The organism is Metabacillus litoralis (assembly GCF_003667825.1).
Taxonomy (GTDB): Bacteria; Bacillota; Bacilli; order Bacillales; family Bacillaceae; genus Metabacillus; species Metabacillus litoralis_B.
The window spans coordinates 4,856,408-4,881,437 of sequence record NZ_CP033043.1 but is presented as its reverse complement, the minus strand read 5'-3'; the positions used below and the strand labels follow the sequence as shown (position 1 = coordinate 4,881,437).

General features: G+C 35.7%; 28 protein-coding genes. 17 read left to right on the top strand and 11 right to left on the bottom strand.

Features of this window, described 5'->3' with window-relative positions:
• Nucleotide 1 precedes the first annotated feature (1 nt).
• Nucleotides 2-1,240, bottom strand: a complete 1,239-nt coding sequence (locus D9842_RS23925; RefSeq protein WP_121664617.1) for a metallophosphoesterase family protein — start codon at nucleotides 1,238-1,240, stop codon at nucleotides 2-4.
• 354 nt (nucleotides 1,241-1,594) lie between these two features.
• Between D9842_RS23925 and D9842_RS23920 the strand changes: the two genes are divergently transcribed.
• A complete protein-coding gene (locus D9842_RS23920) occupies nucleotides 1,595-1,780 on the top strand; it encodes a YhzD family protein (RefSeq protein WP_121664616.1) in 186 nt (61 codons plus the stop codon).
• Nucleotides 1,781-2,073: 293 nt separating this feature from the next.
• On the opposite strand, the gene D9842_RS23915 is transcribed toward D9842_RS23920, so the two are convergent.
• From D9842_RS23915 to D9842_RS23905, 3 genes are all read right to left on the bottom strand, one after another.
• On the bottom strand, nucleotides 2,074-2,850 hold the full coding sequence (locus tag D9842_RS23915; RefSeq protein ID WP_121664615.1) for an enoyl-CoA hydratase: 777 nt from the start codon (nucleotides 2,848-2,850) through the stop codon (nucleotides 2,074-2,076).
• 521 nt (nucleotides 2,851-3,371) lie between these two features.
• Nucleotides 3,372-4,868 carry a coproporphyrinogen III oxidase gene (locus D9842_RS23910; protein ID WP_121664614.1) on the bottom strand — a complete coding sequence of 499 codons (1,497 nt, stop codon included), beginning with the start codon at nucleotides 4,866-4,868 and terminating at the stop codon, nucleotides 3,372-3,374.
• A gap of 167 nt (nucleotides 4,869-5,035) precedes the next feature.
• Complete coding sequence (locus tag D9842_RS23905; protein ID WP_121664613.1) at nucleotides 5,036-5,500, bottom strand: STAS domain-containing protein; 465 nt, start codon at nucleotides 5,498-5,500, stop codon at nucleotides 5,036-5,038.
• Nucleotides 5,501-5,702: 202 nt separating this feature from the next.
• Here D9842_RS23905 and D9842_RS23900 point away from each other — a divergent pair, with 202 nt between their 5' ends.
• On the top strand, nucleotides 5,703-6,017 hold the full coding sequence (locus D9842_RS23900; protein WP_121664612.1) for a hypothetical protein: 315 nt from the start codon (nucleotides 5,703-5,705) through the stop codon (nucleotides 6,015-6,017).
• A gap of 48 nt (nucleotides 6,018-6,065) precedes the next feature.
• On the opposite strand, the gene D9842_RS23895 is transcribed toward D9842_RS23900, so the two are convergent.
• Nucleotides 6,066-6,908: a phosphatidate cytidylyltransferase gene (locus tag D9842_RS23895; RefSeq protein WP_121665173.1), complete on the bottom strand. Its 843-nt coding sequence runs from the start codon at nucleotides 6,906-6,908 to the stop codon at nucleotides 6,066-6,068.
• 151 nt (nucleotides 6,909-7,059) lie between these two features.
• On the opposite strand from D9842_RS23895, the gene D9842_RS23890 reads away from it, so the two are divergent.
• On the top strand, nucleotides 7,060-7,614 hold the full coding sequence (locus tag D9842_RS23890) for a C40 family peptidase (protein ID WP_121664611.1): 555 nt from the start codon (nucleotides 7,060-7,062) through the stop codon (nucleotides 7,612-7,614).
• 36 nt (nucleotides 7,615-7,650) lie between these two features.
• Here the strand turns inward: D9842_RS23890 and D9842_RS23885 are convergent, their stop codons facing one another.
• The 3 genes from D9842_RS23885 to D9842_RS23875 form a co-directional block, all read right to left on the bottom strand.
• Nucleotides 7,651-8,523 (bottom strand): Cof-type HAD-IIB family hydrolase, encoded by an 873-nt coding sequence (locus D9842_RS23885; protein ID WP_121664610.1) that lies wholly within the window; start codon nucleotides 8,521-8,523, stop codon nucleotides 7,651-7,653.
• 192 nt (nucleotides 8,524-8,715) lie between these two features.
• A complete protein-coding gene (locus D9842_RS23880; RefSeq protein ID WP_098795274.1) occupies nucleotides 8,716-9,063 on the bottom strand; it encodes a YlbF/YmcA family competence regulator in 348 nt (115 codons plus the stop codon).
• Between the two features lie 90 nt (nucleotides 9,064-9,153).
• Nucleotides 9,154-10,290, bottom strand: coding sequence for a DUF445 domain-containing protein (locus tag D9842_RS23875; RefSeq protein ID WP_162987549.1), 1,137 nt, complete (start codon nucleotides 10,288-10,290; stop codon nucleotides 9,154-9,156).
• 119 nt (nucleotides 10,291-10,409) lie between these two features.
• Here D9842_RS23875 and D9842_RS23870 point away from each other — a divergent pair, with 119 nt between their 5' ends.
• The 8 genes from D9842_RS23870 (at nucleotide 10,410) to D9842_RS23835 (ending at nucleotide 18,134) form a co-directional block, all read left to right on the top strand.
• Nucleotides 10,410-11,765: a YheC/YheD family endospore coat-associated protein gene (locus D9842_RS23870; RefSeq protein ID WP_162987548.1), complete on the top strand. Its 1,356-nt coding sequence runs from the start codon at nucleotides 10,410-10,412 to the stop codon at nucleotides 11,763-11,765.
• A gap of 47 nt (nucleotides 11,766-11,812) precedes the next feature.
• The gene (locus D9842_RS23865; RefSeq protein ID WP_121664607.1) at nucleotides 11,813-12,910 is read left to right on the top strand and encodes a YheC/YheD family endospore coat-associated protein; all 1,098 of its coding nucleotides are present in this window, start codon (nucleotides 11,813-11,815) and stop codon (nucleotides 12,908-12,910) included.
• Nucleotides 12,903-14,276, top strand: coding sequence for a YheC/YheD family endospore coat-associated protein (locus D9842_RS23860; RefSeq protein WP_121664606.1), 1,374 nt, complete (start codon nucleotides 12,903-12,905; stop codon nucleotides 14,274-14,276). The genes D9842_RS23865 and D9842_RS23860 overlap by 8 nt, the downstream gene beginning before the upstream one ends.
• On the top strand, nucleotides 14,263-15,306 hold the full coding sequence (locus tag D9842_RS23855; protein WP_121664605.1) for a YheC/YheD family endospore coat-associated protein: 1,044 nt from the start codon (nucleotides 14,263-14,265) through the stop codon (nucleotides 15,304-15,306). The genes D9842_RS23860 and D9842_RS23855 overlap by 14 nt, the downstream gene beginning before the upstream one ends.
• A 64-nt stretch (nucleotides 15,307-15,370) precedes the next feature.
• Nucleotides 15,371-15,580, top strand: a complete 210-nt coding sequence (locus D9842_RS23850) for a YheE family protein (protein WP_121664604.1) — start codon at nucleotides 15,371-15,373, stop codon at nucleotides 15,578-15,580.
• A gap of 58 nt (nucleotides 15,581-15,638) precedes the next feature.
• Nucleotides 15,639-15,830, top strand: a complete 192-nt coding sequence (locus tag D9842_RS23845; protein ID WP_098795267.1) for a hypothetical protein — start codon at nucleotides 15,639-15,641, stop codon at nucleotides 15,828-15,830.
• A gap of 163 nt (nucleotides 15,831-15,993) precedes the next feature.
• On the top strand, nucleotides 15,994-16,893 hold the full coding sequence (locus D9842_RS23840) for a PucR family transcriptional regulator (RefSeq protein WP_162987547.1): 900 nt from the start codon (nucleotides 15,994-15,996) through the stop codon (nucleotides 16,891-16,893).
• Nucleotides 16,894-17,021: 128 nt separating this feature from the next.
• Nucleotides 17,022-18,134, top strand: coding sequence for an ABC transporter ATP-binding protein (locus D9842_RS23835; RefSeq protein WP_121664602.1), 1,113 nt, complete (start codon nucleotides 17,022-17,024; stop codon nucleotides 18,132-18,134).
• Between the two features lie 45 nt (nucleotides 18,135-18,179).
• Here D9842_RS23835 and D9842_RS23830 read toward each other — a convergent pair whose 3' ends face one another.
• On the bottom strand, nucleotides 18,180-18,422 hold the full coding sequence (locus D9842_RS23830; RefSeq protein ID WP_121664601.1) for a hypothetical protein: 243 nt from the start codon (nucleotides 18,420-18,422) through the stop codon (nucleotides 18,180-18,182).
• A 397-nt stretch (nucleotides 18,423-18,819) separates the two neighbouring features.
• Between D9842_RS23830 and D9842_RS23825 the strand changes: the two genes are divergently transcribed.
• The 3 genes from D9842_RS23825 to D9842_RS23820 all read left to right on the top strand — a co-directional run bounded on the left by D9842_RS23825 (nucleotide 18,820) and on the right by D9842_RS23820 (nucleotide 20,052).
• On the top strand, nucleotides 18,820-19,038 hold the full coding sequence (locus D9842_RS23825) for an alpha/beta-type small acid-soluble spore protein (protein ID WP_121664600.1): 219 nt from the start codon (nucleotides 18,820-18,822) through the stop codon (nucleotides 19,036-19,038).
• A 166-nt stretch (nucleotides 19,039-19,204) separates the two neighbouring features.
• On the top strand, nucleotides 19,205-19,327 hold the full coding sequence (locus D9842_RS26440; RefSeq protein WP_257535939.1) for a hypothetical protein: 123 nt from the start codon (nucleotides 19,205-19,207) through the stop codon (nucleotides 19,325-19,327).
• A 104-nt stretch (nucleotides 19,328-19,431) separates the two neighbouring features.
• A complete protein-coding gene (locus tag D9842_RS23820; RefSeq protein ID WP_121664599.1) occupies nucleotides 19,432-20,052 on the top strand; it encodes an NAD(P)-dependent oxidoreductase in 621 nt (206 codons plus the stop codon).
• A gap of 1,775 nt (nucleotides 20,053-21,827) precedes the next feature.
• On the opposite strand, the gene D9842_RS23815 is transcribed toward D9842_RS23820, so the two are convergent.
• Nucleotides 21,828-22,145 (bottom strand): YbjQ family protein, encoded by a 318-nt coding sequence (locus D9842_RS23815; protein WP_098795261.1) that lies wholly within the window; start codon nucleotides 22,143-22,145, stop codon nucleotides 21,828-21,830.
• A complete protein-coding gene (locus D9842_RS23810; protein WP_121664598.1) occupies nucleotides 22,126-22,329 on the bottom strand; it encodes a hypothetical protein in 204 nt (67 codons plus the stop codon). Before D9842_RS23810 ends, D9842_RS23815 begins: the two co-directional genes overlap by 20 nt.
• 219 nt (nucleotides 22,330-22,548) lie before the next feature.
• Between D9842_RS23810 and D9842_RS23805 the strand changes: the two genes are divergently transcribed.
• The 3 genes from D9842_RS23805 (at nucleotide 22,549) to D9842_RS23795 (ending at nucleotide 24,995) form a co-directional block, all read left to right on the top strand.
• The gene (locus D9842_RS23805) at nucleotides 22,549-22,866 is read left to right on the top strand and encodes a hypothetical protein (RefSeq protein WP_121664597.1); all 318 of its coding nucleotides are present in this window, start codon (nucleotides 22,549-22,551) and stop codon (nucleotides 22,864-22,866) included.
• 161 nt (nucleotides 22,867-23,027) lie between these two features.
• The gene (locus D9842_RS23800; RefSeq protein ID WP_162987546.1) at nucleotides 23,028-23,552 is read left to right on the top strand and encodes a universal stress protein; all 525 of its coding nucleotides are present in this window, start codon (nucleotides 23,028-23,030) and stop codon (nucleotides 23,550-23,552) included.
• 132 nt (nucleotides 23,553-23,684) lie between these two features.
• Nucleotides 23,685-24,995, top strand: coding sequence for a globin-coupled sensor protein (locus D9842_RS23795; RefSeq protein ID WP_162987545.1), 1,311 nt, complete (start codon nucleotides 23,685-23,687; stop codon nucleotides 24,993-24,995).
• The last annotated feature ends 35 nt before the right edge of the window (nucleotides 24,996-25,030 follow it).

The window sequence follows — 25,030 nt, the reverse complement described above, 5'->3', positions numbered from 1 at the left end:
CTCACTTTATTTCACCTTGTTGTAAAAGTTCGTTTTGTAATAATTTCTCCGCTTCCTTCAGTAGCTGCTTTTGTTCTTCTAAGGTGTAATCTTGAAAATATTTCCGATATACTGGGTGCTTAATAAGTGGGTTAATCACTTCTTCAAATGAATGATAATCGTCTACTGTTTTTTGCAAATCAGTATAGAAAGTGGAAAGCTTAGAAGTATCAATCCTCTTTTTATATGTTTTATTAGTAAGTTTCACAATCCAAACAAAGTTTTCCTGCTCCTCCGCACGTTCATTAAAAATATCTATAATATCATGGGCAATGTCCTGTTGCTGCAGAGTATCAGCTAAAAAACCTGCCCCTGTTAAAGTGATTGTTAAACATGTTGGCTGAGCTTTCTTTTGAATGGATTCAATGGCTGTCTCACATTTAATCAGTAATTCAGAAAAGTGAAGAAGTCCATCAATTGATATTTCAACGTCTTCCCACAAGATTTCTTCAGTAGAAACAAACGTACTCTTCGTTACTCCTTCTTCCAATTCAACTACATAACAGCCCTTTTCTCCAGTTTCCTTACGATGTCGTCCTTGAATGTTCCCTGAATAAGCAATCACTTGATGATTTTCATATAAAATCTGACGCTTATGAATGTGCCCTAGAGCCCAATAGTTAAATTCTTTCTCAATTAGCTCATGAAGCTTAAACGGACAATACACATCATGCTCTTGACTTCCCTCTATCGACCCATGCAGCATACCTATATGATACACAGAAGGATTTTCCTTTTTTATATATTGAGAGGTTATATTTTCCTGTAGAGATCGGGTTGGATAACTATAACCATAAATATAGGCGAGCGGTATGTCGTTTTTACGATATTCCTTCATTTCAACCGAATGACTTGAAAAAACATGAACATTTTCAGGCCACTTCAGATCAATCCACTTTCCACTCATATGATCATGATTTCCATGTATAATGTAAACTTGGATTCCCGCTTGTTCTAATCGTTCAAATTCTCTTTTTAGCTTTAACTGCGCCTTTAAACTTCTCTCATCTTCATCGTACAAATCACCTGAAAGTAATAGAAAATCCACTTCTCTTTCAATCGCAAGTGATATCATTCTAGAAAAAGCTAAGAATGTACTTTCTCTCACTCTTTCAAAAAGATTTGAAGGCATATGCTTTAATCCGATAAACGGGCTGTCCAAATGGAGATCAGCAGCATGTATAAACTTGATTGAACTCATATTTGTCCCATCCTTTATAAACCACGTAAACAATTAATATTCCCTACTTATATAGTATCATCTCCAAAATACGAATGCACGTTCTGTGATGATTAATTTTACGTATGTGTAACTTATCGTTCTCCTATGTATGAGAAAAACAGAAGCATTTTTAAGAATCACAAGATCCTTATCTTAAAAAAGGTAAAAAGAACACTACTAGCATTATAGACTCTAGCCCCGAAAGTAAACTCGTACCAGCATCCTCCAACCTTCCATCTTGGTAAAAGAATGTTTCATATTCCTGCAGGAAAAGTATAATAGAAGTAAGAATCATATAATTATAATGTTTACAACAAGGGGAGGAAATGAAGGATGGGGACTTACTATTTAACGGTTTTTGAAAAAAATGGGGAAAAACTTTTAGATGAGAGCTTTGAAGCACAATCTGAAAATGAGGCAAAAGAAATTGGACAACGTAAATTAGAAGAACAAAATTATACAGATAAAACACACCGCTGTACATCTGCAGCCGGGAAGCTCGTGTTATTTGGAAGATAAATTAAGGAACTGCCATAGTGAGGCAGTTCCTTTTTAATGTGATAGTTTGTCGTTTTTTGTCTAATCGAAGATAAACCATCAGGAATCGTTGATAAATTCTTATAATCGAAGATAAACCTCCAGGAATCGCGGATAAATTCTTATAATCGAAGATAAACCTCCAGGAATCGCAGATAAATTCTTATAATCGAAGATAAACCTCCAGGAATCGCGGATAAATTCTTATAATCGCAGATAAACCTCCAGGAATCGCGGATAAATTCTTATAATCGAAGATAAAGCCTCCAATTCAATTAATTCCCGATAAAATGAGCCGGACGTTTTTCTAAAAACGCTGCAACTCCTTCACGATGATCTTGTGTTCGCCTCATTTCTAATTGTTTTTCAGTTTCAGAATCTAATGTTTCGAGCAAGAGCTGTTTTTCTTGTTCACTATATATCAGTTTTGAAGCAATCATCGCCTTTAATGGACGCGCTTCCAATTCCCTTTTTATCAACTCAAGCTGTTCTTCTGTATCTCCTTCATAAGCCATGTCAACAATCCCTACCTTTAATGCTTCATCGGAGGTCATTGATTTACCTTCCCAGATTACTTGCTTAGCCTTGTGCTCTCCTAATCTTTTCTTTAAAAAGAAATGCCCTCCACCATCTGGAATAAGACCAATATTAATAAAATTCATAGCAATCTTCGCATTTTTTTCCGCAAATACCTGATCACATGCTAAAGCAAAACTTAGTCCTAAGCCAGCTGCAGCCCCGTTAAGAAAGCTTACTGTTACCGCAGGCATCGTGTATAAGCTGACAATAATGTTTTTTATATTGTTCATCACGGTTTGAAAGCCAGATTCATCTGCATTAGATAGCATCGTTTTTAAATCACCGCCAGCTGAAAAGGCACGACCTCTTCCAGTAACAAACAAAAGCTTTACATTAGAAGCAGCAACATCAGCTAAGCACTCAGCTAATTCCTGAAGCATTTCTACGTCCATTGCGTTTAATGAGTTCACTCTGTTTAGATATAATGTAGCAAAATTCCCCTCTTTGACTAGCTCAATCGTTTGATATGTCATTCTCATCCACCCCTAAAATGTATTTCAATATATTAATTCAAGAAAGCTGGTTGATATCCTGCTTGTTAGCAAATTAAGTATCTTGATACAACAGGGCATATACAAATAAAGGGTTCTGTTTTGAAGTACAACATACAAATTTACTTGCTTTCATATAGTAATCCTCACTAGGATGAAAAAGCAGTTTGGCAAGTAAATAAGCTACTAAAATAAGGGGAAAAATTCCTCTAAATGAGGAATTATCACATAAAATAGATTAAATAGACGGAAACATTCCGCCTATTTAATCAAAAAAGATGAAAATGGACCATTTTACTTTGCTTAACCGGAAAAAATCCACTTATATCCCCAAAACGAGTTCCATTCTTCAGTCTAACCGGAAAAAATCCGCTTATTTAAGTTAACCGTCCATTTAATTAGCCCCCAGATCAACAAAAAAGAAGCAGTCTTATTCTGTTACAAATAGGACTGCTAATTGATGTACTAATTTAGTATTTGTATTTGGGAACCGAACCTGTTCTTTATTTTGAAAACAACTCTTCTAAAATAGCTATTTTTTCATTTGTATAATGTTCAAAACCATCATTATAGGATTTTGGATCCTTTGGGTTGGCGAAGTGAGTAATTTTTCTTGTCACAGGATGAACAAACTTACTTGCAGCCCCGCACCCAATACCAATAATCGTTTGCTGTTCTTCCATAATCATAATGTTATATAGACTATCCTGCCCTTTTAAGGCATAACCAACATTCTCTAAATTTCCGAGGATGTTTTTTTGACGGTATAAATAATATGGAGTATATCCATGATCCTTTGTCCAAGAGACTGCATGATCCATCATTGTTGTAATTTCTTCACGGCTTGCCACTTTATACTTATGTTTGTTTTGCGTCATTTCTGATGCACGCTTAAAAGAAAGTGTGTGAACCGTTAATGACTCCGGCATCAACTTTGCTGATTCTGCAAGAGAATAATCAAATTCGTCAACACCTTCACCTGGTAAGCCGATAATTAAATCCATATTAATATTATTCATCCCCATACTTCTAGCTAAATGAAACTTCTCTATTGTTTCTTCAACAGTATGGTGGCGTCCAATTGCCTTTAATGTTGCCTGTGTATAAGATTGAGGATTAATACTAATGCGATCGATTTTCCACTTATTTAAAATCTCAAGCTTTTCCTTTGTTATCGTGTCCGGTCTGCCTGCTTCTACTGTAATTTCTCTAATATTTTCTAAATGTGGGAACGATTCAGCCATTTCTTCATACAACATATCCATCTCTTCTGCTGTAATACTTGTCGGTGTTCCGCCACCATAATAAACAGTTGTAATTTTGATGTTCTTTTCCTTTAACCAACGACCGATTTCTCTCATTTCATAATGAAGGCCACCTAGGAAAGAAGTAACTGACCCTTGTCTACCATTGATTGCATACGCTGGAAACGTACAGTAAGCACACTTTGTTGGACAAAAAGGAATTCCAACATAGATACTAACCTCATTAGACAGGGAATCTAAATCAGGAATGACTTCTAGCTGTCTTTCAACGATCTGCTGCATAAGATGAATTTTTTCGTCGGACAGCAAATATTCCTCTTTAAACATTTTATGGATGTTTTCTGATGACATTCCTTCCTGCCGCTTTTTATGATAAAGCTTTGTAGGACGTATTCCAGTTAAAATTCCCCACTTTTGAATCATACCTGTGTAATCCTGTAGGAGGGTTAAATAAACAAATGAAAGAGTGTTTTTCACTAGTCTTAAGCGTTCTTTCCCTTCTACATTAACAGGAATTTGCTTTTCCTTGTTTGCCTCATATCGCTTGCCATCCTCTGATAGTAAATATCCTTTAATTGAAACACGTTCATCATCTTCTTGAATAAAAAACTCCGCTTCTAGAGTATGATCATCTTCTATAAAGCAGAGCTCTGTTTCCTCAAAAAATAAATTACCAATCAATGTAAGTGGGCGATGGAATCGCTCATCTTGTATACCTTTTATATAAATTTTCATTTCATTATCACCCTATTTTTTTCAAGACTTCTTTTTAGTTTATTAGAAAAACTTGCTTATCCCCAAGTCCTCATGTCGAAAGCCTTATTTTTTCTACTATCATTCATAAAAAATTGACCGTATCTTTCTGATAGTACAAAAAACAAGTGTCTCGGTCAATGTTATCTTTATACAGAAGCCTTTTGTAGGACAATACCTTTCTTTTTCATTAAATGTTTTAATGCTGATTGAAATGTAGAAAAAGACTCTGCTTTTATTTGCACTCCCGTTGAAACAATCTCTTTAATAAGCTGTGGAGAAAGACCAACATAATAAGGCTCCACCCCCATTAAAAAGATTGCATCTGTTAATTGATGTATTTCGTTTCCTAATTCTCGCATACCAATTTGTTCAATTTTATCTAATGTAATATCTGTCATATCAATAATAGCCGTCTCAATATCATGTGTTTGGATATACGATAAAATCTTAATTCGAATTTTTTCAAATCTTTCTTCAAGGAGAATTCCCGTAATTGGTACTAAGATTGTATCTGGAACAATCGATGGAATAATTGGTGCTGACATATCTAATATGGCTTCTTCATATTCTTTAACTTTTGTTTCTAGTTTCTCTACATATTCTTTGTTCATATTCTGCCCCTTCATTTAAACGTTTTTATTATATCGACTTGCTATTTAATATAAGTTAACAAATTCCTTCCACTTGTTATAGTAACAATTACTTATATACAGTCACAAGCGATAATCGTAAAAGTAATAAATATTAATAATAATATCCACCAGTAAAGTCATAGAATAATAGTAAGATTACAAAAATAGGAGGCAACCGCAGTTGAAAAAAATTGCTCCAGTTATCATTGTTGCAGTAGTTGCTATGATAGGTTATCTAGATTCTCCACAATTTTTTGAGAAGGAACAAGCCATAGTCAGTATTCCAGTACCAGCTGATGATGCTGAAACTGCTACAACAGAAACAGAAGAGTCTGCTGCTTTACCTGAGTTTGAAAACAGACTAGTCGATTTGAAAGAAGAGGATGGATATGCTGTTGAAGTATATCAAGAGTATGAGGTGTATAAGGACGAGCAAGGAAATGTAATAGAACGAATTCCGACGGAGAATTACCACTACTTACGATATAAGGAGTAGGTTCTAAACAAATTAAAATGGGACTGTCCATCTAGACAGCCCCTTTGTTTACATAAACTCATAAAAATAACGGATAACATGGAAAAACACAGGTGAGGTATAGGTTAAACTATCAACACGTGTTAAATAGCTTTTTTGTACGTTCTTTAGTTTTTCACGGTCCCCTATAAGCAAATCACGCTTTAAAACTGAAATGGTCAAACTTCCAAAAAATCCACTTAAGCTAATCAATATACCTGATATGATACCAAATTTTAAGTCGAGTGGTGTTAAATAAGGATAAATAAAGTATGCAATTGTAGTTGTAACAATGGTTGCACCTATATACCCTTCCCATGTAATGGTAGGATTCGCTGAGGGTACTACCTTTCTTTTCCCTATATAAATCGAAATCAAATAATGAACAACATCATTCACTTGTGTTAATACAACGAGAAAAAGAACTAAATTTGCTCCATGTTCTGGTGTTGCAAATTGATAATAAGCTAAATGACTTAACCCAAACACCATTAACATTAGTCCCCACTGTGTTGAGCTTACTGAACGCAAAAAACCACTTGTACCTTTACCTAGAAGCCTTGGTAGAGGTAAAAACAAGAAAACATAGACAGGAATGAACACGATAAACATTCCATACCATCCGATATAAATCCAATAAAACTGTACAGGAATTGCTAAATACGACCAAAGAAATAAGCGCCGATCAGCTTTTCTCGTTTTCATCATAGAAAAATACTCTTTCAGAGCAAAAAAACATAAAATCATTAGTGACAACAACGAAACAACTGGATTAAATAAAGTAGCCATACAAAATACGGCAAACATTCCCCACCAAGTTTTTACTCTTAAAAATATAGCGGTAAAATCCTTCTCGGGCTCCCTTTTGCTCATGAATATAAAAACTATGCTCACACTACTTAATACAATTAAAAAGATCGATAAGGTCCAAAGTGTTGTAATCAAGTTTTCACCCACCAAAAAAATGAAATATTGTATAATTAAGGATAGAGTATTTCAGGAAGATATAAAAGAGGGAAGTAATATGACAGCCAAAACATATGTTTATATTTTGCTCACTGATACTGGGACATTGTTTACAAAGTCTATTAAAAAATATACAAAGGCTCCATATAATCATGCCTCCATTGCCTTTGATCCAACTTTAAATGAAATGTACAGCTTTGGTAGGAAAAACCCCAGTAATCCAATTAACGGTGGTTTTGTAAAAGAAGATGTTTACACAGGAACTTACAGTAAGTACCCTGACACAACCTGTGTCATATATAAGCTTGAAGTATCAAATCGTGATGTAGAAAAGATGAGACGTGTTTTAAATGTTTTTATCAAAAATCAAAAAAAGTTTCTATATAATCTATTCGGTGTTTTAGGGGTATCCCTTAATGAACCAGTTGAATTTAGTAACTCCTATTTTTGCTCACAGTTTGTGGCTGAAATTCTTCAACGCTCTGGAATCAAATTATGGGATAAACTCCCTGCTTTAATTACTCCTGATGATTTCCGTAAAAGTGATAAGTTGCAGCTTGTTTATGAGGGAAAGTTAACAGAATACCCTGCTATTAAAAGAAACCAATCTTAAATAACAAAAAGGGAGAGTCCACTCTCTCCCTTTTTGTTATTTATCAATTTTAATTTTTCGTAAAAAATCTTGTCTTTGCTGCTTGCGAAAATGCTCTTTTACCATATAGGCAACGCCTTGCTGATTATTTGAACGTGTTACCCAGTCAGCTGCATGCTTCACTTCAAATGGTGCATTCCACATTGCTACCCCCAAGCCTGCAGACTTAATCATTTCAATATCATCGTCTGAATCACCAATAGCCACCGTTTCATGCAATGGTATCTTCAAATGGCTAGCAAGGGCACGCAAGCCGTTTTCCTTTGAAACCCCTTTTCTAACAATCTCAAAACTCTTAGATTTACTGCTGGTTTTTAGATCAACTTCATCAAAAGCCTCTTGAATTAATTTTTCCGCCTCTTCTTTTTCTTCATCATATTTGAAATGAACATCGATTTTCGTGGCAGAAACCGGCTCATCTCTAAGTGTGTCTCCTAATGAATCCACAAATTGAACCGGATAAAACATTGAATCTGATGTATTAAGGATTGACTTACTAAGTAAATTTGAAGCAATTTTTTTTCGATTTCCAATTGAAAAGCGTTCATGTGTAAGACGGATATTGCAATTAAAATTCTCCAACACTTGAACAAGATTAAACGTTAAATCTTCAGATAGTCGCTTCTCATAAAAAGGCTCATCTAGATTTTCGGAAATAAATGCTCCACCATGTGTGACTAAAAATGAATCTAGTTTTAATGCTTTAGCAAGCTTTTTGGCAGATTGAAAATGCCTATTTGTTACAAGCGTCACGTAGACCTCTTTTTCTTTCACAAAATCAATTGCTTCCTTCGTTGACGCTTGGAGACGACCATTTGAACGAAGCAAAGTTCCATCGATATTCAATGCAAGTAATCGGTAAAAAGTCACAGCGAGTCCCCCTTCTACAGATGTCTAAAACCTATTATGAGGTTATGTCCTTCTTTCGAAAAATAGAACAAGAGTGGTGGTGTTGTGATGAAATGTTTGGAATTTGTATGTTTTTTTCAATCATACCTAAACATAAAAAAGCAGAATGGTTTTCCCATTCTGCTAAAGAGCTAGTACATATTTATGTATGTCTTATAAGCTTCCGTACATTTCCTCAAGTGGTTTCATAATAATTTTATTTAGTTCTGTAACAACCATACTTAAGCGTTGCTCTGCCGCCATAAGTTGGGCAATTTTTTCGTGTTGTTGAACAAGTTGAACAGATTTTTGTGCCTGTTCAATTTCTTCTTGTGTAATTTCTTGTCCAGACATTTGCTTTTGTTGAAGATTTAGTTGGATGTTACGGAAGTTTTCGAACATCTTACTTGCTGATTCATCTGCGTTCACTTCATCGTAAAGATTTTTTAACGCTTTGAAATCATCACTTTCACGTAGAGCTTTTTCTAAATTGTATGCAACATCATATAAGTTTTCAGGCATATGATGAGCCTCCTTTCTAGTATTAACCTATGTAGGCTCTTTCTCCACTATAACAAACTATTTTCATCTCTGCATAGAAAACCAGCTATTTTATTGAATGAGCATGACAATTATCGCTTGTAATCCCCCAATGATCCCTCCAAGTAGCGCTCCAAGATAGGTAATCATTTTAAATTCTTTCCTTGATATTGAAAGAATAATGTCCTCTAGTCTTTCTACTGCGAAAGACTCTACTTGTTCCCGTACAACATCTTCAAGCTTCAGCTGTTTTAAAATTTCATCTAAATGAGAAATAAGGTATTTAGTTGAAACATCAACTACCATTGGAAGCCATTCTTTTATGATTTTCTCTTCATTTGGTTTTAAGTAAGTGGAAATTGGCTTGGATAGAAGCTTATCAACCTTCAATGTATCGATAACAGTATCAAGAATGCGAGATCCTTTTTCAACAAAACCCCATTTTTGATCAAGCTCATTAAAGGTCATGTCTTGAATAGAATTCCATTCGCGCCCAATTAACGTCGTAACTAACACTTTCGTTTCGTCGTTTTTCAAAAACTTAATCACTTCTGGCTGTACCTTATCAACCAGGCTTTCATTTCCTAAAAACATTCCAATCATATTACCTAGCATTCCTCTAGTTGCAAGAAAATCTTCAATCATTTTACCAAGCTTTTGCTTACCTTCCTTGCTTTCAAAATATGAAATGCCTTTATCAACAATAAATTGAGTCACCTTTGGAATAGCAACATAAACATCATCTAAAACATTTTTAGAAAGAACCTCATTTAACGGCTTTTGCGAATTTTCCTTTACCACTTGTTCGAATTTTCTATGAAGGAAATTTCTTAAGGTATCATTTACTACTTTCTCAGGCTCATGAATATTTAATGAATTCATAAGTTGTGATGGAGTTTTTTCAGAAATCACAAGCTTTCTAATCTGTGCTTCTCCCCAAGTAATAACCTGGTCTCTAAATTGTGATTGTAAAAATTTGCGTTTCATCCCTTCTGCTGTTAACAAATGCTGAACAACCATTTTTCCTAACTGTTCAGCAAGCTCCTCTCTCCGCTTCGGAATCAGTCCCGGTGTAAAAGGAACTCTTTTCCCTAAAAAATAGAGAGGTTTATAAGGACGAAAGAGCATTTTAATTGCCAATGAGTTCGTAACTCCCCCAATGGCTGCACCAATTACAATCATTATCACTGCCATAATTACATCTTTCATTACCATCTACCTTCCACAACATCACCTTTTTTTTTCAAAAACATACGATGTTATATCAACATCTGCCTAAGAACATTATAGAGCTTGTCTGTTAGGCGAGCAAATAAGGGGTTTCTATGATGCAAAGTATGATTGAAATAAAACAGTTACCATCAACTTTTAGACCAAATATATGTGAAATGAGTGAAGGACTCCGTGTTCATTTAGGTCTCCCTAAATTCGTTCATTCCCTGAAAATTAGTTGCGGAATGCATACTGTGTCCTGTCCAATCGTATTTATAGATGAGGAGAACTTTAGTTTGTCCGTTTCAAAGGAAACGTATGAAACGCTCAATCTACCTGACAAAACCTTATTTCTTCAAGGAGAACTTAAAAACCGTAATCAACTAAAGCTAGGGCCGGTAATTGGCCTGATAACAGAGATAAAGAAAAAGGATCAGGGTGTTCATTTTGGCTCCATTCATGATTTTTGCAAAGAACTTGCCTTGTTTTCCGAAAAAAATGGCTGCTTTTTCTATGTGTTTTCGTTTTCAACTTACAATAAGGAAAAAATGAGTGGCTACTATTTACATGACAATCAGTGGGTAAAAGCTACATTGCCATACCCTGATGTTGTTCATAACCGTATTCATTCTAGAAAACTGGAAAAATCAAAAAATTTCTTAGATATCACAACTGACTTTATTGAAAATAAAATACCATATTTTAATGATCGTTTTCTAAATAAATGGGAAATTCATCAAATTCTATCTGCAAGTGAACATCTTATTCCTTATTTACCTGAAAGCATGCTCTTAGAGTCTAAATCTAATTTAGAAGATATGCTTAACGAGAAAAAGGATCTTTTCATTAAACCAATTAACGGAAGCCAGGGGAAAAGAATTTTTAGAGTAATAGAACATGAAGACAGCTCCTACTCTCTTGATTTTACTACTTTTTCCGGTGAGATCAAAAAAGAATATGATAGCTTTGATCAATTATTCACCGCTCTTTACCCTCGCTTAAAAAAAGAAGGTTTTCTCCTGCAAGAAACGATCAAATTAAAACAATATCAAAATCGAACATTAGATTTTCGGTTTTTATGTCATAAGAAAGACCTGCATCATTGGAAGGTTTCTTCAGCTGTTGCCAGAGTGTCAGGAGATCAACAATTTGTTGCTAATTTAGCAAGAGGCGGAGAAATCTTTAAAATAAAAAGCTTGCTTAATGAATTATTTGGAGAAAAAGAAGGTCTTCATTTAAAGAAGCTATTATCAGAGCTTTCTTTAGAAATTGTTGATGTTGTATGTATTCAAGCAGGTGGAGAATTCGGAGAGTTCGGCATTGATTTAGCACTTGACGATGATGGCCACCCTTGGATCATCGAAGTGAATACAAAGCCCTCTAAATCAGAGGATGATCCCAAAAAAGGCAAAGTTCGTCCATCTGCTAAATCAGTTATAAACTATTGTCAGTTTTTATATGATCAAAAATAAATCTAACTGCTTCACAATGAAAGGAAACGAAAAGGAAGTGACTTAACATGCACAAAGTTACATTAGGTTTTTTAGCTGTACATCTAAATCATGAAAATGGATATGCAACAGAAATTGCCAAACGAAGTGCTTCATTTAATATCGAGTGCGTTCGTTTTGAACCTACCTCCATTGATCCTTCTACTTTAACCATTAACGGTGAAAAATATGATTCAATAACCCAAACATGGAAGATTGCTTCCTTTTCAATTCCTACTTTTATTTATGACCGCTGCTTTTATAACAATCAACAAGCATCAAAAAAAAGCAAGCCAATTGTTGACTGGTTAAAGAAAAACCCTTCAACAACATTTTTAGGGTTTGGATTGCCTGATAAATGGCAAATTTATTCAAACTTAATAGATAGTGAGCCCATCAATTCCTACCTACCTGAAACCGAAAAACTAACAACATCTGCACAAATTATAAAACATATTAGAACTAATTCTAGTTGCATGTTAAAACCTATATCTGGATCTAGAGGAAACGGAATCATTGCTGTTAGGCAAACTTCAAATGATGTAAACATCACTTATCATAAAGGTCACGATAAAAAGACAAAATCATTTCAGTCATTACAGCTATTTTCAGATTGGTGTGACAGGCTTATAAAGCAGCAAAGCTATCTGCTTCAACCCTTTCTTTCCCTTACAGATCAGGAAGGTTATCCGTTCGATATTCGCTTACTTCTTCAAAAGGATCGAAATGGAGAGTGGATTCTAGTAGAAAAAGGGGTACGTAAAGGGTATCATGGATCGTTTTTATCAAACTTAAACAGCGGTGGAGCTCCGATCTCATATGAAGAATGGTCAAAGTCTTTAACAATGAAGCAAAAGTTTTTACTTGAAGATGAGCTTTCTACAATCATTACCCATTTGCCAAAGTTGCTTGATATGAAGTTTAATAGATTGTTCGAAGTAGGAATCGATATAGGTTTTGCACAGGATGGATCCACATGGATACTTGATATTAATTCAAAACCGGGTCGAAAAACCTTTGTTGAAACAAAGCCACATTTAAAAGATGTTCTTTATGAATCTCCATTAGCATATTGTCATTATTTAATGAAGCAAAGAGATAACAAAGGAGCTGAAGTCAATGAATAAAATCTATTCCATTCAAATAAAAGATACAGAGCAATTAACCATTTCTTTACCAATAACTGCTCAACATTTCGGTAAGATTGGATTCGTTTCTTTCGGTACGATTACCCTACCATGTGATGTTTTGTATGATGAAACACTCATAGATAACATTGTAATACCGAGAGAATTATCAGAACAACTGCTGCTTCCTGCCTTAGGAAAGACTCACCTTATCATTCATGACTATACATTACATCTAGGTCCGTTGGTTGGCATCTTTACGGCAGGCTTTACAGAGTCCTCATTACGCCCAATTGGTGAGCGCTCTCTTTTCTTTGCTAAGTTTTTATCCATTGATCAGTCACTTGGCATCTATTCCTTTGTGTTTGGCGCTCATCATATTAACTGGGAAGAAGGCACAATTGAAGGTTACACATATGGAAAAAACGGTTGGAAAAGAGGGACCTTTCCTTTTCCTAATGCTGTTTATGACCGACTACCAAATAGAAGAATTGAAAACCACCAAGCACTTAAACTTGTTAAAAAACGGTTAACAGAAGAATATACAATTCCATGGTACAATCCAGGTTTTTTTAATAAATGGTCCATGCATCAGCTTCTTATCCAAGATAATGAGGTTGCACATTACTTACCTGAAACCATTCACAACCCTTCTATAAGTCAGATGGAGGAAATGCTTTCATCGTATAAAAGCATTTATTTAAAGCCTGCAAATGGGAGCTTAGGATTAGGAGTGTTTCAGCTCATGTATTCACGTGAAGAGAATACATATTATTCACGTTACCGAGATGATAAGGAAATTAATAGACTTAGAAGATATCCATCTCTTGAAAGCTTCTTAAAAGCTTCTTTTAAAGACAGACTTCTATCAAGTTATCTTGCACAACAGGGAATTAAGCTTATTCGGTTTGATGGTAAAGCAATTGATTTTCGAATTCATACAAATAAGGATGAGTACGGAAGCTGGAAGGTTACCGCACTAGCTGCAAAGGTTGCTGGTCGTGGCAGTGTAACCACCCATTTAAATAATGGTGGAGTTGTTAAAACACTTGAAGAAATTTATGATGACCCTCAGGAGAGAATGAAAACATTCCATAACTTAACCGAGGCAGCTATTACACTAAGTAAAAAAATTGATCAGCATATTAAAGGCTTTATCGGAGAAATAGGTTTTGATTTTGGGGTAGATCAAGACGGTCGAGTATGGATGTTTGAAGCTAATTCAAAGCCAGGAAGATCTATCTTTTCACATCCTGAGCTGAAGGATGCGGACCTTACAACAAGAAAAGCATCCCTTCAATATGGTGTTTATTTATCGAAAAAAGCAATATTTCATCCAGAGGAATTAGTTCATGAAGAAAACTGATTATGTCCCTCTTGTAGGAATTCTAGCAAGCAAAGGTGGCAAAAACCATATTTTTCGTGGTAATGCTACAGTTTTCAAAAATATCCAAAGTGAACTTTCTAAATTCGGCGGGTTATCCTTTGTTTTTACAACAGATGGTGTTGAAGAAAATGGTGTTAATGGCTATGTTTATTTTTTTGAATGGAAGAAATGGGGAAAGATTTCTTTCCCTTTTCCTGATATCATTTATAATAAAATTTCGTCTCGAAGTGAAGAAATTTCAAAAGAGGTTTTAGCGCTAAAAGCATTATATGAACAGCAAAGAAAACCATTTTTCAACTATGGCTTTTTTAACAAATGGGAAACGTACTCCGCTCTGTCTCAGGATAGTGAAATGCAATCTTATTTACCAAAAACATGGCTACTTACTGATATAGTACATATATCCGACCTTCTTCATTCTCATAACTCTCTTTATGCTAAACCCAAAAATGGTCACAAAGGATCTGGCATTTATAAGCTTTCACGAAAAGAAGCTCATTACACGATCCAATCAAATACAACCACTATTTACTACAATGAAGAAAACTTTAGGACATGGGTTAACAGTCATTTAAATAGAGAAAAATACCTTCTTCAAGAAGAAATTATAACGGATAAGATCGAAGACTGTAAGTATGATTTACGCGTTATTTGTTTATATCGAGACAATGAATACAAACCTGTTGGAATCGGTGTAAGGAAGGCATCAAAAAGCTCGATTATAACACATGTCCCAAATGGTGGCGAAATCATTTCGTTTGAACAGGTTAAGGAGCGATGCTCAACTAAACAAATCAACTGGCTCGCAAACAAAGTAGGGACACTTTTAACAAAAGCATTTGGCTTTGTTGGTGAATTTTCGTTGGACATTGGTCTAACTCCAGAAGGCTGGCCCTTTCTTTTTGAGGTAAATTCAAAACCAATGATTTTTGATGAGCAAGAGATTCAGAAACAACGGATCACTGAGCTTGTACAATTATTTATTGAATTAGAAAAATACCATAAATAGGTAGAAGGAATTCTCCCATTTTCGCCGTATTATTTCTATAATGGTTAGGAAGGGAGCGATTAGCTTGATTACACATTTTCAATACAAACCATTGTTCAAACAAGCAAAGTTACCTGGCTGGCGTATTTCATTTTATTTTAGAGGTTCACATTATGATGGGATTTACCATAAAAATGGACAAATTGAATGGGGATCTGTCACACCACTCAAAGAAGATGAAACAAAGTTACAAACGCAAATTCATGAATTAATGCTATTTCACGTTTATGAGTAAACATGAATGATCATTTCCTCTTGGACACAAAATAGTGTTCAAGGAGGTTGGTACTTGTATGAAAGATAGAGATGAAGCAGTTAAACAGGATATTAATTATGAAGGAAAAGATAAAGCCTATCTCGATATTGATCGAATGATCAATGAAGGCTTATCAGGTGGATCTGTTCATATGAGAGAGGATTCAACAAATATTGAAGAAGCAAGAAAACTTGTTGAAGAAGAGCCACCAAATACCATTGATGATTAAAAGCTGCTACTTGCAGCTTTTTTTATTTGCTCTAAAACAGTATGATATATTTCAAATCCTTTTACTTGTTTATAAAGGTGTAATCTTTTACCATTTAATTTATATAAAATCGATTTTTCAGAAAAAAAATCAACACAGATCTAGACCAAGAAGGAGCCCTTGTATGTTAGAAAATTTAAAGAAGCACTATGGAGAGGCGCTAACAACAAACTATAATCGTCATGATACAAATTTCGAATGGTTTCAGACAGATCTTGGAAAACCTTTTGGAATTTTAAAATCCGTATTAAGTTCTGAAGAAAGAAATTTATTATCATTGCTCTTTCAATCAACAAATAGTATTGATGAAACTCAATACACATTGAATCAGCGGAAATGGTATGATTTTTTATTCAGTGATAATCATGAAAAACTACCTCCGCTTCCAAATGATCATACCTCTTTACGCTTTTATTATTTTTTCCTTAAACAGCCAATTGATGACAAACAAAATTTCGAAGAAGCCGTTAAAGGAATTATGAACACAGAGCTTGTCATCTGGTTAAGTCTGTCACATGGCATTATGATCGAGGAAAAGCCTAACTACATTTTAGAAGTTGATTTATTAAAAGACTTAAGTGATACACTGACAACGGATTTTTATGTCGAACCGTTTATTTACATAGGACAATTACAAAAAAACGATACCTCACTCAAAGAGAAATTTTCGCTAGAACATGCCTGCTTTCAAAACATTCATCGTTCCAGCAATAAAGACAAGGTTCTTAGCTTTTATGATGTCTTACCAACCCTTATCATGAGAGCCCCTTCTATGTTAAGAAAGGAAATATTATCAAATCATTTCTTAGAAATAATAGAAGATAAAGAGCTTCTCCACACGATTGAGGCATTTTTCCAATCAAATTTAAATGCTTCCTCAACTGCCAAAAGGCTCTTTATTCACCGTAACAGTCTGCAATATCGCTTGGAAAAACTACTTGAAAAAACCGGGTTGGACATTCGCATTTTTTCAAATGCAGCCTTTATTTTTCTTGCCATTATTCTAGCTCAACAAGAAAAATAAGATAACGTTTACAAGTTGCACAAAATCATCTTCCTATTTTCGTGCAACTTGTACGTTTACTTCTTAAACTGAAATCCCTTACAATGAAACCAAGTTAAAACGCTTTCAAATCAAGGGAGGAATTAGTAATGGCTGAATTACAATTAAACAATATTTATAAAATTTATGATAATAAAGTAACTGCTGTAGAAGATTTCAATCTTCACATTCAAGATAAAGAGTTTATCGTATTCGTTGGTCCATCTGGTTGTGGTAAATCTACTACACTTCGTATGGTTGCAGGATTAGAAGAGATTTCAAAAGGTGATTTCTTCATTGATGGAAAACGTATGAATGATGTTGCACCAAAAGACCGTGACATCGCAATGGTATTCCAAAACTACGCTCTATATCCACATATGAACGTATATGATAACATGGCATTCGGCTTAAAGCTTCGTAAATTACCTAAAGATGAAATCGAGCGTCGTGTAACTGAAGCTGCGAAAATCTTAGGTCTTGAGCAATACCTACAACGTAAACCAAAAGCTTTATCTGGTGGTCAACGTCAGCGTGTTGCTTTAGGTCGTGCGATCGTTCGTGATGCAAAGGTATTCTTAATGGATGAGCCTTTATCAAACCTTGATGCTAAGCTTCGTGTAGCAATGCGTGCTGAAATCACAAAATTACACCAACGCTTACAAACAACAACAATCTACGTAACACATGACCAAACTGAAGCGATGACAATGGCTACTCGTCTTGTTGTATTAAAAGATGGTATCATCCAACAAGTAGGTTCACCTAAAGAAGTTTATGACAAGCCTGAAAATGCATTCGTTGGTGGATTCATCGGATCACCTGCAATGAACTTCTTTAAAGGAACTCTTACAGATGGTAAATTCTCTTTCGGTACTACTTCTGTAGCTGTACCAGAAGGTAAAATGAAGTACCTACGTGAGCAAGGCTATGTAAACAAAGAAATTCTAATGGGTGTACGTCCAGAAGAAATCCATGATGAGCCTGTATTCATCGAATCATCTCAAGGAACTAAAATCACAGCTAAAATCGAAGTAGCTGAGTTAATGGGTGCTGAAACAATGCTTTATTCTGAAATCGATGGTCAATCTTTTGTAGCACGTGTTGACTCTCGTACAGATGTAAAGCCAGGTCAATCACTTGATTTAGCATTAGACATGAACAAAGCTCACTTCTTTGATACAGAATCAGAAATTCGTATTCGTCCTGCTGGCGAAAAATAATATCTAACAGAAAAACGAGAGGGACCGTTGGTTCCCTCTCGTTTTCTATTCCTGAATACTATTTGTTTCTTGATGCTGACAACTAGGACAATAAAAATAATGCAAACACAAATGATCTTCTAGGGATGTTAATTGCCCGTCATACATCTTCATCATATCAATATCCATATATGCGCTATAATCATCAAAATAATCTGTTACCTTCCCCTTATCTTCCATAACTGTTTTACAATTTGGACATTGAATGATCCTTTCCTCAAGTCCATTACATAAAGGACACAAATGCATCATTTCAGCCCCTTTATCAATCTCATATGTCTAGAATCTCTCAACAAAGAAGCTTTTATGTAGGTTCTTTCGGGTAAAGTTTATAACTTTTTAAAATTCTTTTTATTTTTTTGCATACTTTCAAAGAAAGCCGCTCATAATACTAAACAATCAACCAAGAATTTTTCAGTTCAAATCATTTAGCAAAAAAGCAACTGAAAATTTCTCAAAAAAAAATGTATATAAACAAAAAAAAGATCCATAATACTTAGTAACAACAAACAAACAAACACAAACAACACATCAACTTAAATCAATGGGTTACGCCGAGCAAGGCTATGAAGGACAAGCTTTCTTCATACGTTGGTGCAACTCCAACTAACCCAACCATAAAACTATTATGAGGAGATGAATAGAAATGTCACAAAGTTCAAACAACAGCAATTCGTCTAATCAACTAGTAGTACCAGGAGCAGCTCAAGCTATCGATCAAATGAAATATGAGATCGCTTCTGAATTCGGTGTTAACCTTGGTGGAGAAACTACTTCACGTGCAAACGGTTCTGTAGGTGGAGAAATCACTAAGCGTTTAGTATCAATGGCTCAACAATCTATGAGCGGTTATACTCAACAATAACAATTTCATATAATTGGCTAAGAGGTCGGCACAATCGTGTCGGCCTCTTTCTTTTTTATGTATCAAACAAGTCATTAACACCATATAGTATATAAACATCATACTTTAAACGTAGATTTTCACACATTTAACTCTCCTGAAACATAAGAAAAGGAGTTGAAGATCCATGTTTGATGCGATCGATTGGAAACAAGTGGGATTTGTTGGATACACTTTATTTCATGAATATTTTGTTCATATACGATTTCCCCAAATTCATTATTGGGAACAAGCAAAAAAGAGGCTTTAATCGGGCTGACATTTAGTATGTCAGCTTTTTTTAATGTATGCAGCATATTTTCCTAAATATAAAAAGTTCGGTATAGTAATAACAAATGGAAAGAGGTGAAAATATTGAAGAAGATTACCTTATTTGGAGCAACTGGCCGTGTTGGAAAGGAAATATTAAATTTTCTTTTATCAGATGGTTATTCTGTAACAGTTCTTGTCCGATCTCCTGAAAAAATAATCACCTCCCCTAATTTAAGGATCATAAAAGGTGATGCAACTAACTTTAAAGATGTAGAGCTAGCTATAAGTGACAGTGACGCAGTTGTGAGCGCATTGAACACGGATGGTCAACACACTCTTTCTCTTGCCACTCCAAATATGATTGAAGCAATGGTAGCTAAAAACATTACACGAATCATCACAATTGGCACTGCAGGAATCTTGCAATCACGTATACAGCCGGAGCTTTTTCGTTTTCAATCAACTGAATCACGCCGTAGAACTACAAGAGCCGCAGAAGAGCATTTGGCAGCATTTAACATGTTAAAAAGCAGCCCTTTAAAATGGACAATCATCTGTCCAACTTATCTTCCTGATGGAAAATTAACAAAACAATATCGTTACTCCGCTGATTTTTTACCACTAGACGGAAAAGAAATATCTGTTGAAGATACTGCTCATTTTACATATGATCAACTGTTTAAAGAGGAGTTCGCTTATAAACGGGTAGGTATCTGCTATTAGTGATTAAGATAGGCTTTTTCGAAAGGATTGTGTCGATTCTCTCACTATCGGGACACAACAGCTTTGCTCACTCCTTCATCTGTCCCGATTTTCTCACTATCGGGACACATTTGCTTTGCTCACACCTTTCTCTGTCCCGATTTTCTCACTATTGGGACACATTCGCTTTGCTCATACCTTCATTTGTCTCGATTCTCTCACTATCGGGACACAACCGCTTTGCTCACACACTCATTTGTCCCGATTCCCCCACTATCGGGACACATTCGCTTTGCTCACTCCTTCATTTGTCTCGATTCTCTCACTATCGGGACACAACCGCTTTGCTCACCCCTTCATCTGTCCCAATTCTCTCACTATCGGGACACAACCGCTTTGCTCACTCCTTCATTTGTCCCGATTCCCCCACTATCGGGACACGAACGCTTTGCTCACTCCTTCATTTGTCTCGATTCTCTCACTATCGGGACACAACAGCTTTGCTCACATCTTCATCTGTCCCGATTCTCTCACTATCGGGACATAACCGCTTTGCTCATACCTTCATTTGTCTCGATTCTCTCACTATCGGGACACATTCGCTTTGCTCACTCCTTCATTTGTCTCGATTCTCTCACTATCGGGACACATTCGCTTTACTCACACACTCATTTGTCCCGATTCCCCCACTATCGGGACACAACAGCTTTGCTCACTCCTTCATTTGTCTCGATTCTCTCACTATCGGGACACAACAGCTTTGCTCACACCTTCATCTGTCCCAATTCTCTCACTATCGGGACACATTCGCTTTGCTCACTCCTTCATCTGTCCCGATTCTCCCACTATCGGGACACAAACGCTATCCACGTACCTTCATCTTTCCCGATTCTCTCACTATCGGGACACATTCGCTTAGCTCACACACTCATTTGTCCCGATTCCCCCACTATCGGGACACATTCGCTTTGCTCACTCCTTCATCTGTCCCGATTCCCCCACTATCGAGACATAACCGCTTTGCTCATACCTTCATTTTTCTCTATTCTCTCACTATCGGGACACAACAGCTTTGCTCACTCCTTCATCTGTCCCGATCCTCCCACTATCGGGACACAACAGCTTTGCTCACTCCTTCATCTGTCCCGATTCCCCCACTATCGGGACACAACAGCTTTGCTCACTCCTTCATCTGTCCCGATTCTCTCTCTATCGGGACACAACCGCTATCCCCGTACCTTCATCTGTCCCGATTCTCCCACTATCGGGACACAACAGCTTTGCTCACTCCTTCATCTGTCCCGATTCTCCCACTATCGAGACACAACAGCTACCCTCACACCTTCATCTGTCCCGATTCTCTCACTATCGGGACACAACCGCTATCCACGTACCTTCATCTGTCCCGATTCTCCCACTATCGGCACACATTCGCTTTGCTCACACCTCCATCTGTCCCGATTCTCTCACTATCGGGACACAACCGCTATCCACGTACCTTCATCTGTCCCGATTCTCTCACTATCGGGACACAACCGCTACCCTCACACCTTCATCTGTCCCGATTCTCCACTATCGGCACACAACCGCTACCCACACACCTCCCTCTGTCCATATTCTCCCACTATCGGCACACAACCGCTATCCACGTACCTTCATCTATCCCGATTCTCCCACTATCAGAACACTCTACACAACTTACTACCAGGAAGTTGACATAAATACGCTATATTCCTAAACAAATATAAATAACCCCAGTCACTATGCAACTGGGGTTATTAGTTATGATCATCGATCTACTCTTCAACTGTTACAGCTGTACCGTATGCAATAATTTCTGAAGCATTTTGCATAACAGCTGAGGATTCCAACCTCATACAAACAATCGCGTTAGCGCCTTTTGCTTTTGCATCATCAACCATACGCCCGATTGCTTTTTGTCGTGCTTCTTCCATCATTTCTGTGTATTCCTTGAGTTCTCCACCGACAATGGTTTTTAGTCCCGCCATTAAATCTTTTCCAATGTGCTTAGATTGGACAGTACTTCCCCTTACAAAGCCCTTATATTCCTTTGTTTCCTTACCTGGTACAGTTTCAGTAGTCACGATAATCATTTTTGTCATCCTCCTTTTTTTCATCTAGTCTTATTTTTATAAACGCAACGACTAAAACAAGTAATGAAAGAAAATAAGCTAAAAATAGTCCAACTGCGATCGTTATGTTTATAAATAAAAAAATAATACCTGCGATCTGTGTGAAGACTGCAGAAAGCATGCTTATGTATTTTACTTTTTCCATCCCCAACTTCCTTTCTCTTCCACTACCTATAATATACATTTTTTCCTAATAAAGATGAATGATTTCCAAGGCTTTTTTAATTGTTTTTTTTACCATCTAGCAACAGCATATTCCTATAAGGACTATAGTAGGATTTTTATGCCGTTAGGTTTCTAAATTTAATTATGGAGGTATGTATCCGTAAAATAACCAACACATTCTTTCTATGGAGGAATTCATATGAATAAATTAATTACTTTTAGCTTAAAAGTCGAAGAACAAGTTCGTATTGATCAGGTTATGAAGATCACTCAACTGGCAAAATCATATGAAGGAAAAATCTACTTAGTTACTAAAAACAAACATGTAATCAATACAGCAAATTTTCCTGCTTTACTCACTTATTTATTAATGATTAAAAATGGACAAGAAATAAATATAGCGATTGATGGACCATATCCTCATTTAAAAGTGAACGACTTTAAAGAAATATGTTCTATAAATACAGCACAGAAAAGTCAGCGTATCATTCAACCAGCGATGAAAGTGAAAATTTAATTTTACGGAATGGAGGATATCACTATGATCAGAACATTGTTTATGATTGTTGGAGCCATTGTCGTTATTGGCTTTTTACTTAATTTAATTTTTTAACAGATAGAGTTTGATTAGATATATACAAATAGGGTAAAGAACAAAAAAAAGAAAGGATGATTGAGTTGAATTCATTAAAACATGTAGTTGTTGCTTTTGATGGAACAAACGATAGTAAAGAAGCACTGGAATTAGGAATTAGTATGTGTAAGAAAATGGACTCCAACCTTTCTGTTATTTATATTCATAAAGAGAACTTGTTTACAGAAGGTATTGATCAAGCTAGCACTCCATTATTATCGCCTGTACACTCGTACCCTGTTGGCGGAGTAGGGAATATTCCTGTTGTCCCAATTCCTCAGGAAAACAGCAGCGATAGAGAAACGGTTATAAATGAAAAAAATAGTAAGCAAATAATGGCATTAGAAAATGAAGCCAAGCAAATTTTAGATCGTCATCATGTACAAGCAGACGTTGCCGTTTCATATGGTGAACCTTCTGAAGGAATTGTTACTTATGCAAAAGAAAACAATGGAGATTTAATTGTTGTTGGTAGTCGAGACATGAGCGGCCTAAAAAAATTAATCTTTGGAAGCGTTAGTGAAAAAGTATCACAACGTGCTTCCATCCCAGTATTAATAGCTAAATAATCATACACATTGGTGGAAGGGATCACTCTTCCACTTTTTTAATTTTAAAATTTCTGTTAAATCACTTCATATTTATTATTACCATGCCGATATACCTAATAAGTATATATTTTTGAAATGGGGAATGGTTTGATGGGAATTTTGTTTAAAAAAGAGAAAAAAACTACAACATCGGCACTAAGTGACAACCTTAAGAATCAACACGTTTCTGCAGTTGTTTTAAATATATCAGAAGTTGAATTAAAAAAGCAGATTGGAATGATCGATCTAACAAAAGATGATTTGGTAACCGCTTTATCAATACAACCATATATTGAAAAAAATATTGAGGAAATTGTTCGCGCATTTTACTCTTCATTTGAAGCAGATAGTGGTCTTATGGGCATTATTAATGAACACAGCTCAGTAGATCGTTTACAGCAAACCTTAAAAACACATATTATGAAAATGTTTAACGGTAATCTTGATGATGAAGATGTAAAACGAATGAGAAGAATTGCTCATATTCATGTAAAGATCGGTCTTGAAGCAAAATGGTATATGGCTGCTTTCCAGCAACTACTTAATTCAATCATTGATACAGTGGAGCCGCATCTTAATACAAAGAAAGAAATCATTACCGTTGTTCAAAGTATTAGCAAACTCTTTAATTTGGAACAGCAAATTGTTTTAGAAGCATATGATAATGAATATGCCAAAGTTCGCGATGAAGCAGAAGCTGCCAAGGAGCAAATACGTGCCGAAGTAAATCAACTTGCAACTCAGCTTGCTGAGGCAAGTGAAAATACAAATGCATTTATTCAGGAAATTCTTGCTCAATCACAAGAAATTGCTTCTTATTCAGCAGACCGCTATGAAGCAGCTTCAACTGCAGAAGGACAAGCACACAACGGAAAAAATGATCTAGAAAAACAAAATGACCTTATGTCTTCTATTGAGAAAAGTACGGTTGAAATTCTACAACAAATGAAGTCACTAGAAACAACTTCTGAAAAAATTAATCAAGTTGTTTCTATCGTAACCGCTATTGCAGAACAAACGAATTTACTGGCTCTAAATGCTGCTATTGAATCAGCACGTGCAGGTGAATATGGTAAAGGTTTCGCCGTTGTTGCGAGTGAAGTTCGTAAGCTTGCTGAAGAAACAAAAAATTCAGTTCAAGGTGTTTCAAGCTTAATCACAAATATTCATAACCAAATTGATAGTATTTCCGGTTCTATTAATCATGTTGCCGAGCTTACAACTAAAGGAACTGATCAAATGAATGACATGAACTCATTCTTTGATAACATTCTTGAAATCATGAATAAAAACAAACAGCAAAGCGAACAATCTAAAACAGATTTAATGAACTTTACAAATGTTATTAACGATGTTTCTAACAACATTAATTCAATTGCAGAAACATCCGAAAATCTAAAAGTAATGGCTAGAACAATATAGAGTGATGTTTAAGACCAATGGTAATCCATTGGTCT

Excerpts from the sequence above, each read along its gene's own strand:
- D9842_RS23855 (WP_121664605.1), top strand. The coding sequence starts at position 14,263 with ATGAAGAAAACTGATTATGTCCCTCTTGTAGGAATTCTAGCAAGCAAA.
- D9842_RS23840 (WP_162987547.1), top strand. The coding sequence starts at position 15,994 with ATGTTAGAAAATTTAAAGAAGCACTATGGAGAGGCGCTAACAACAAAC.
- D9842_RS23895 (WP_121665173.1), bottom strand. The coding sequence starts at position 6,908 with ATGAGCAAAAGGGAGCCCGAGAAGGATTTTACCGCTATATTTTTAAGA.
- D9842_RS23795 (WP_162987545.1), top strand. The coding sequence starts at position 23,685 with ATGGGAATTTTGTTTAAAAAAGAGAAAAAAACTACAACATCGGCACTA.
- D9842_RS23805 (WP_121664597.1), top strand. The coding sequence starts at position 22,549 with ATGAATAAATTAATTACTTTTAGCTTAAAAGTCGAAGAACAAGTTCGT.
- D9842_RS23830 (WP_121664601.1), bottom strand. The coding sequence starts at position 18,422 with ATGCATTTGTGTCCTTTATGTAATGGACTTGAGGAAAGGATCATTCAA.
- D9842_RS23865 (WP_121664607.1), top strand. The coding sequence starts at position 11,813 with ATGCACAAAGTTACATTAGGTTTTTTAGCTGTACATCTAAATCATGAA.
- D9842_RS23870 (WP_162987548.1), top strand. The coding sequence starts at position 10,410 with ATGCAAAGTATGATTGAAATAAAACAGTTACCATCAACTTTTAGACCA.
- D9842_RS23815 (WP_098795261.1), bottom strand. The coding sequence starts at position 22,145 with ATGATTATCGTGACTACTGAAACTGTACCAGGTAAGGAAACAAAGGAA.
- D9842_RS23810 (WP_121664598.1), bottom strand. The coding sequence starts at position 22,329 with ATGGAAAAAGTAAAATACATAAGCATGCTTTCTGCAGTCTTCACACAG.
- D9842_RS23880 (WP_098795274.1), bottom strand. The coding sequence starts at position 9,063 with ATGCCTGAAAACTTATATGATGTTGCATACAATTTAGAAAAAGCTCTA.
- D9842_RS23910 (WP_121664614.1), bottom strand. The coding sequence starts at position 4,868 with ATGAAAATTTATATAAAAGGTATACAAGATGAGCGATTCCATCGCCCA.
- D9842_RS23860 (WP_121664606.1), top strand. The coding sequence starts at position 12,903 with ATGAATAAAATCTATTCCATTCAAATAAAAGATACAGAGCAATTAACC.
- D9842_RS23825 (WP_121664600.1), top strand. The coding sequence starts at position 18,820 with ATGTCACAAAGTTCAAACAACAGCAATTCGTCTAATCAACTAGTAGTA.
- D9842_RS23905 (WP_121664613.1), bottom strand. The coding sequence starts at position 5,500 with ATGAACAAAGAATATGTAGAGAAACTAGAAACAAAAGTTAAAGAATAT.
- D9842_RS23845 (WP_098795267.1), top strand. The coding sequence starts at position 15,639 with ATGAAAGATAGAGATGAAGCAGTTAAACAGGATATTAATTATGAAGGA.
- D9842_RS23920 (WP_121664616.1), top strand. The coding sequence starts at position 1,595 with ATGGGGACTTACTATTTAACGGTTTTTGAAAAAAATGGGGAAAAACTT.
- D9842_RS23835 (WP_121664602.1), top strand. The coding sequence starts at position 17,022 with ATGGCTGAATTACAATTAAACAATATTTATAAAATTTATGATAATAAA.
- D9842_RS23890 (WP_121664611.1), top strand. The coding sequence starts at position 7,060 with ATGACAGCCAAAACATATGTTTATATTTTGCTCACTGATACTGGGACA.
- D9842_RS23925 (WP_121664617.1), bottom strand. The coding sequence starts at position 1,240 with ATGAGTTCAATCAAGTTTATACATGCTGCTGATCTCCATTTGGACAGC.
- D9842_RS23875 (WP_162987549.1), bottom strand. The coding sequence starts at position 10,290 with ATGAAAGATGTAATTATGGCAGTGATAATGATTGTAATTGGTGCAGCC.
- D9842_RS23915 (WP_121664615.1), bottom strand. The coding sequence starts at position 2,850 with ATGACATATCAAACGATTGAGCTAGTCAAAGAGGGGAATTTTGCTACA.
- D9842_RS26440 (WP_257535939.1), top strand. The coding sequence starts at position 19,205 with ATGTTTGATGCGATCGATTGGAAACAAGTGGGATTTGTTGGATACACT.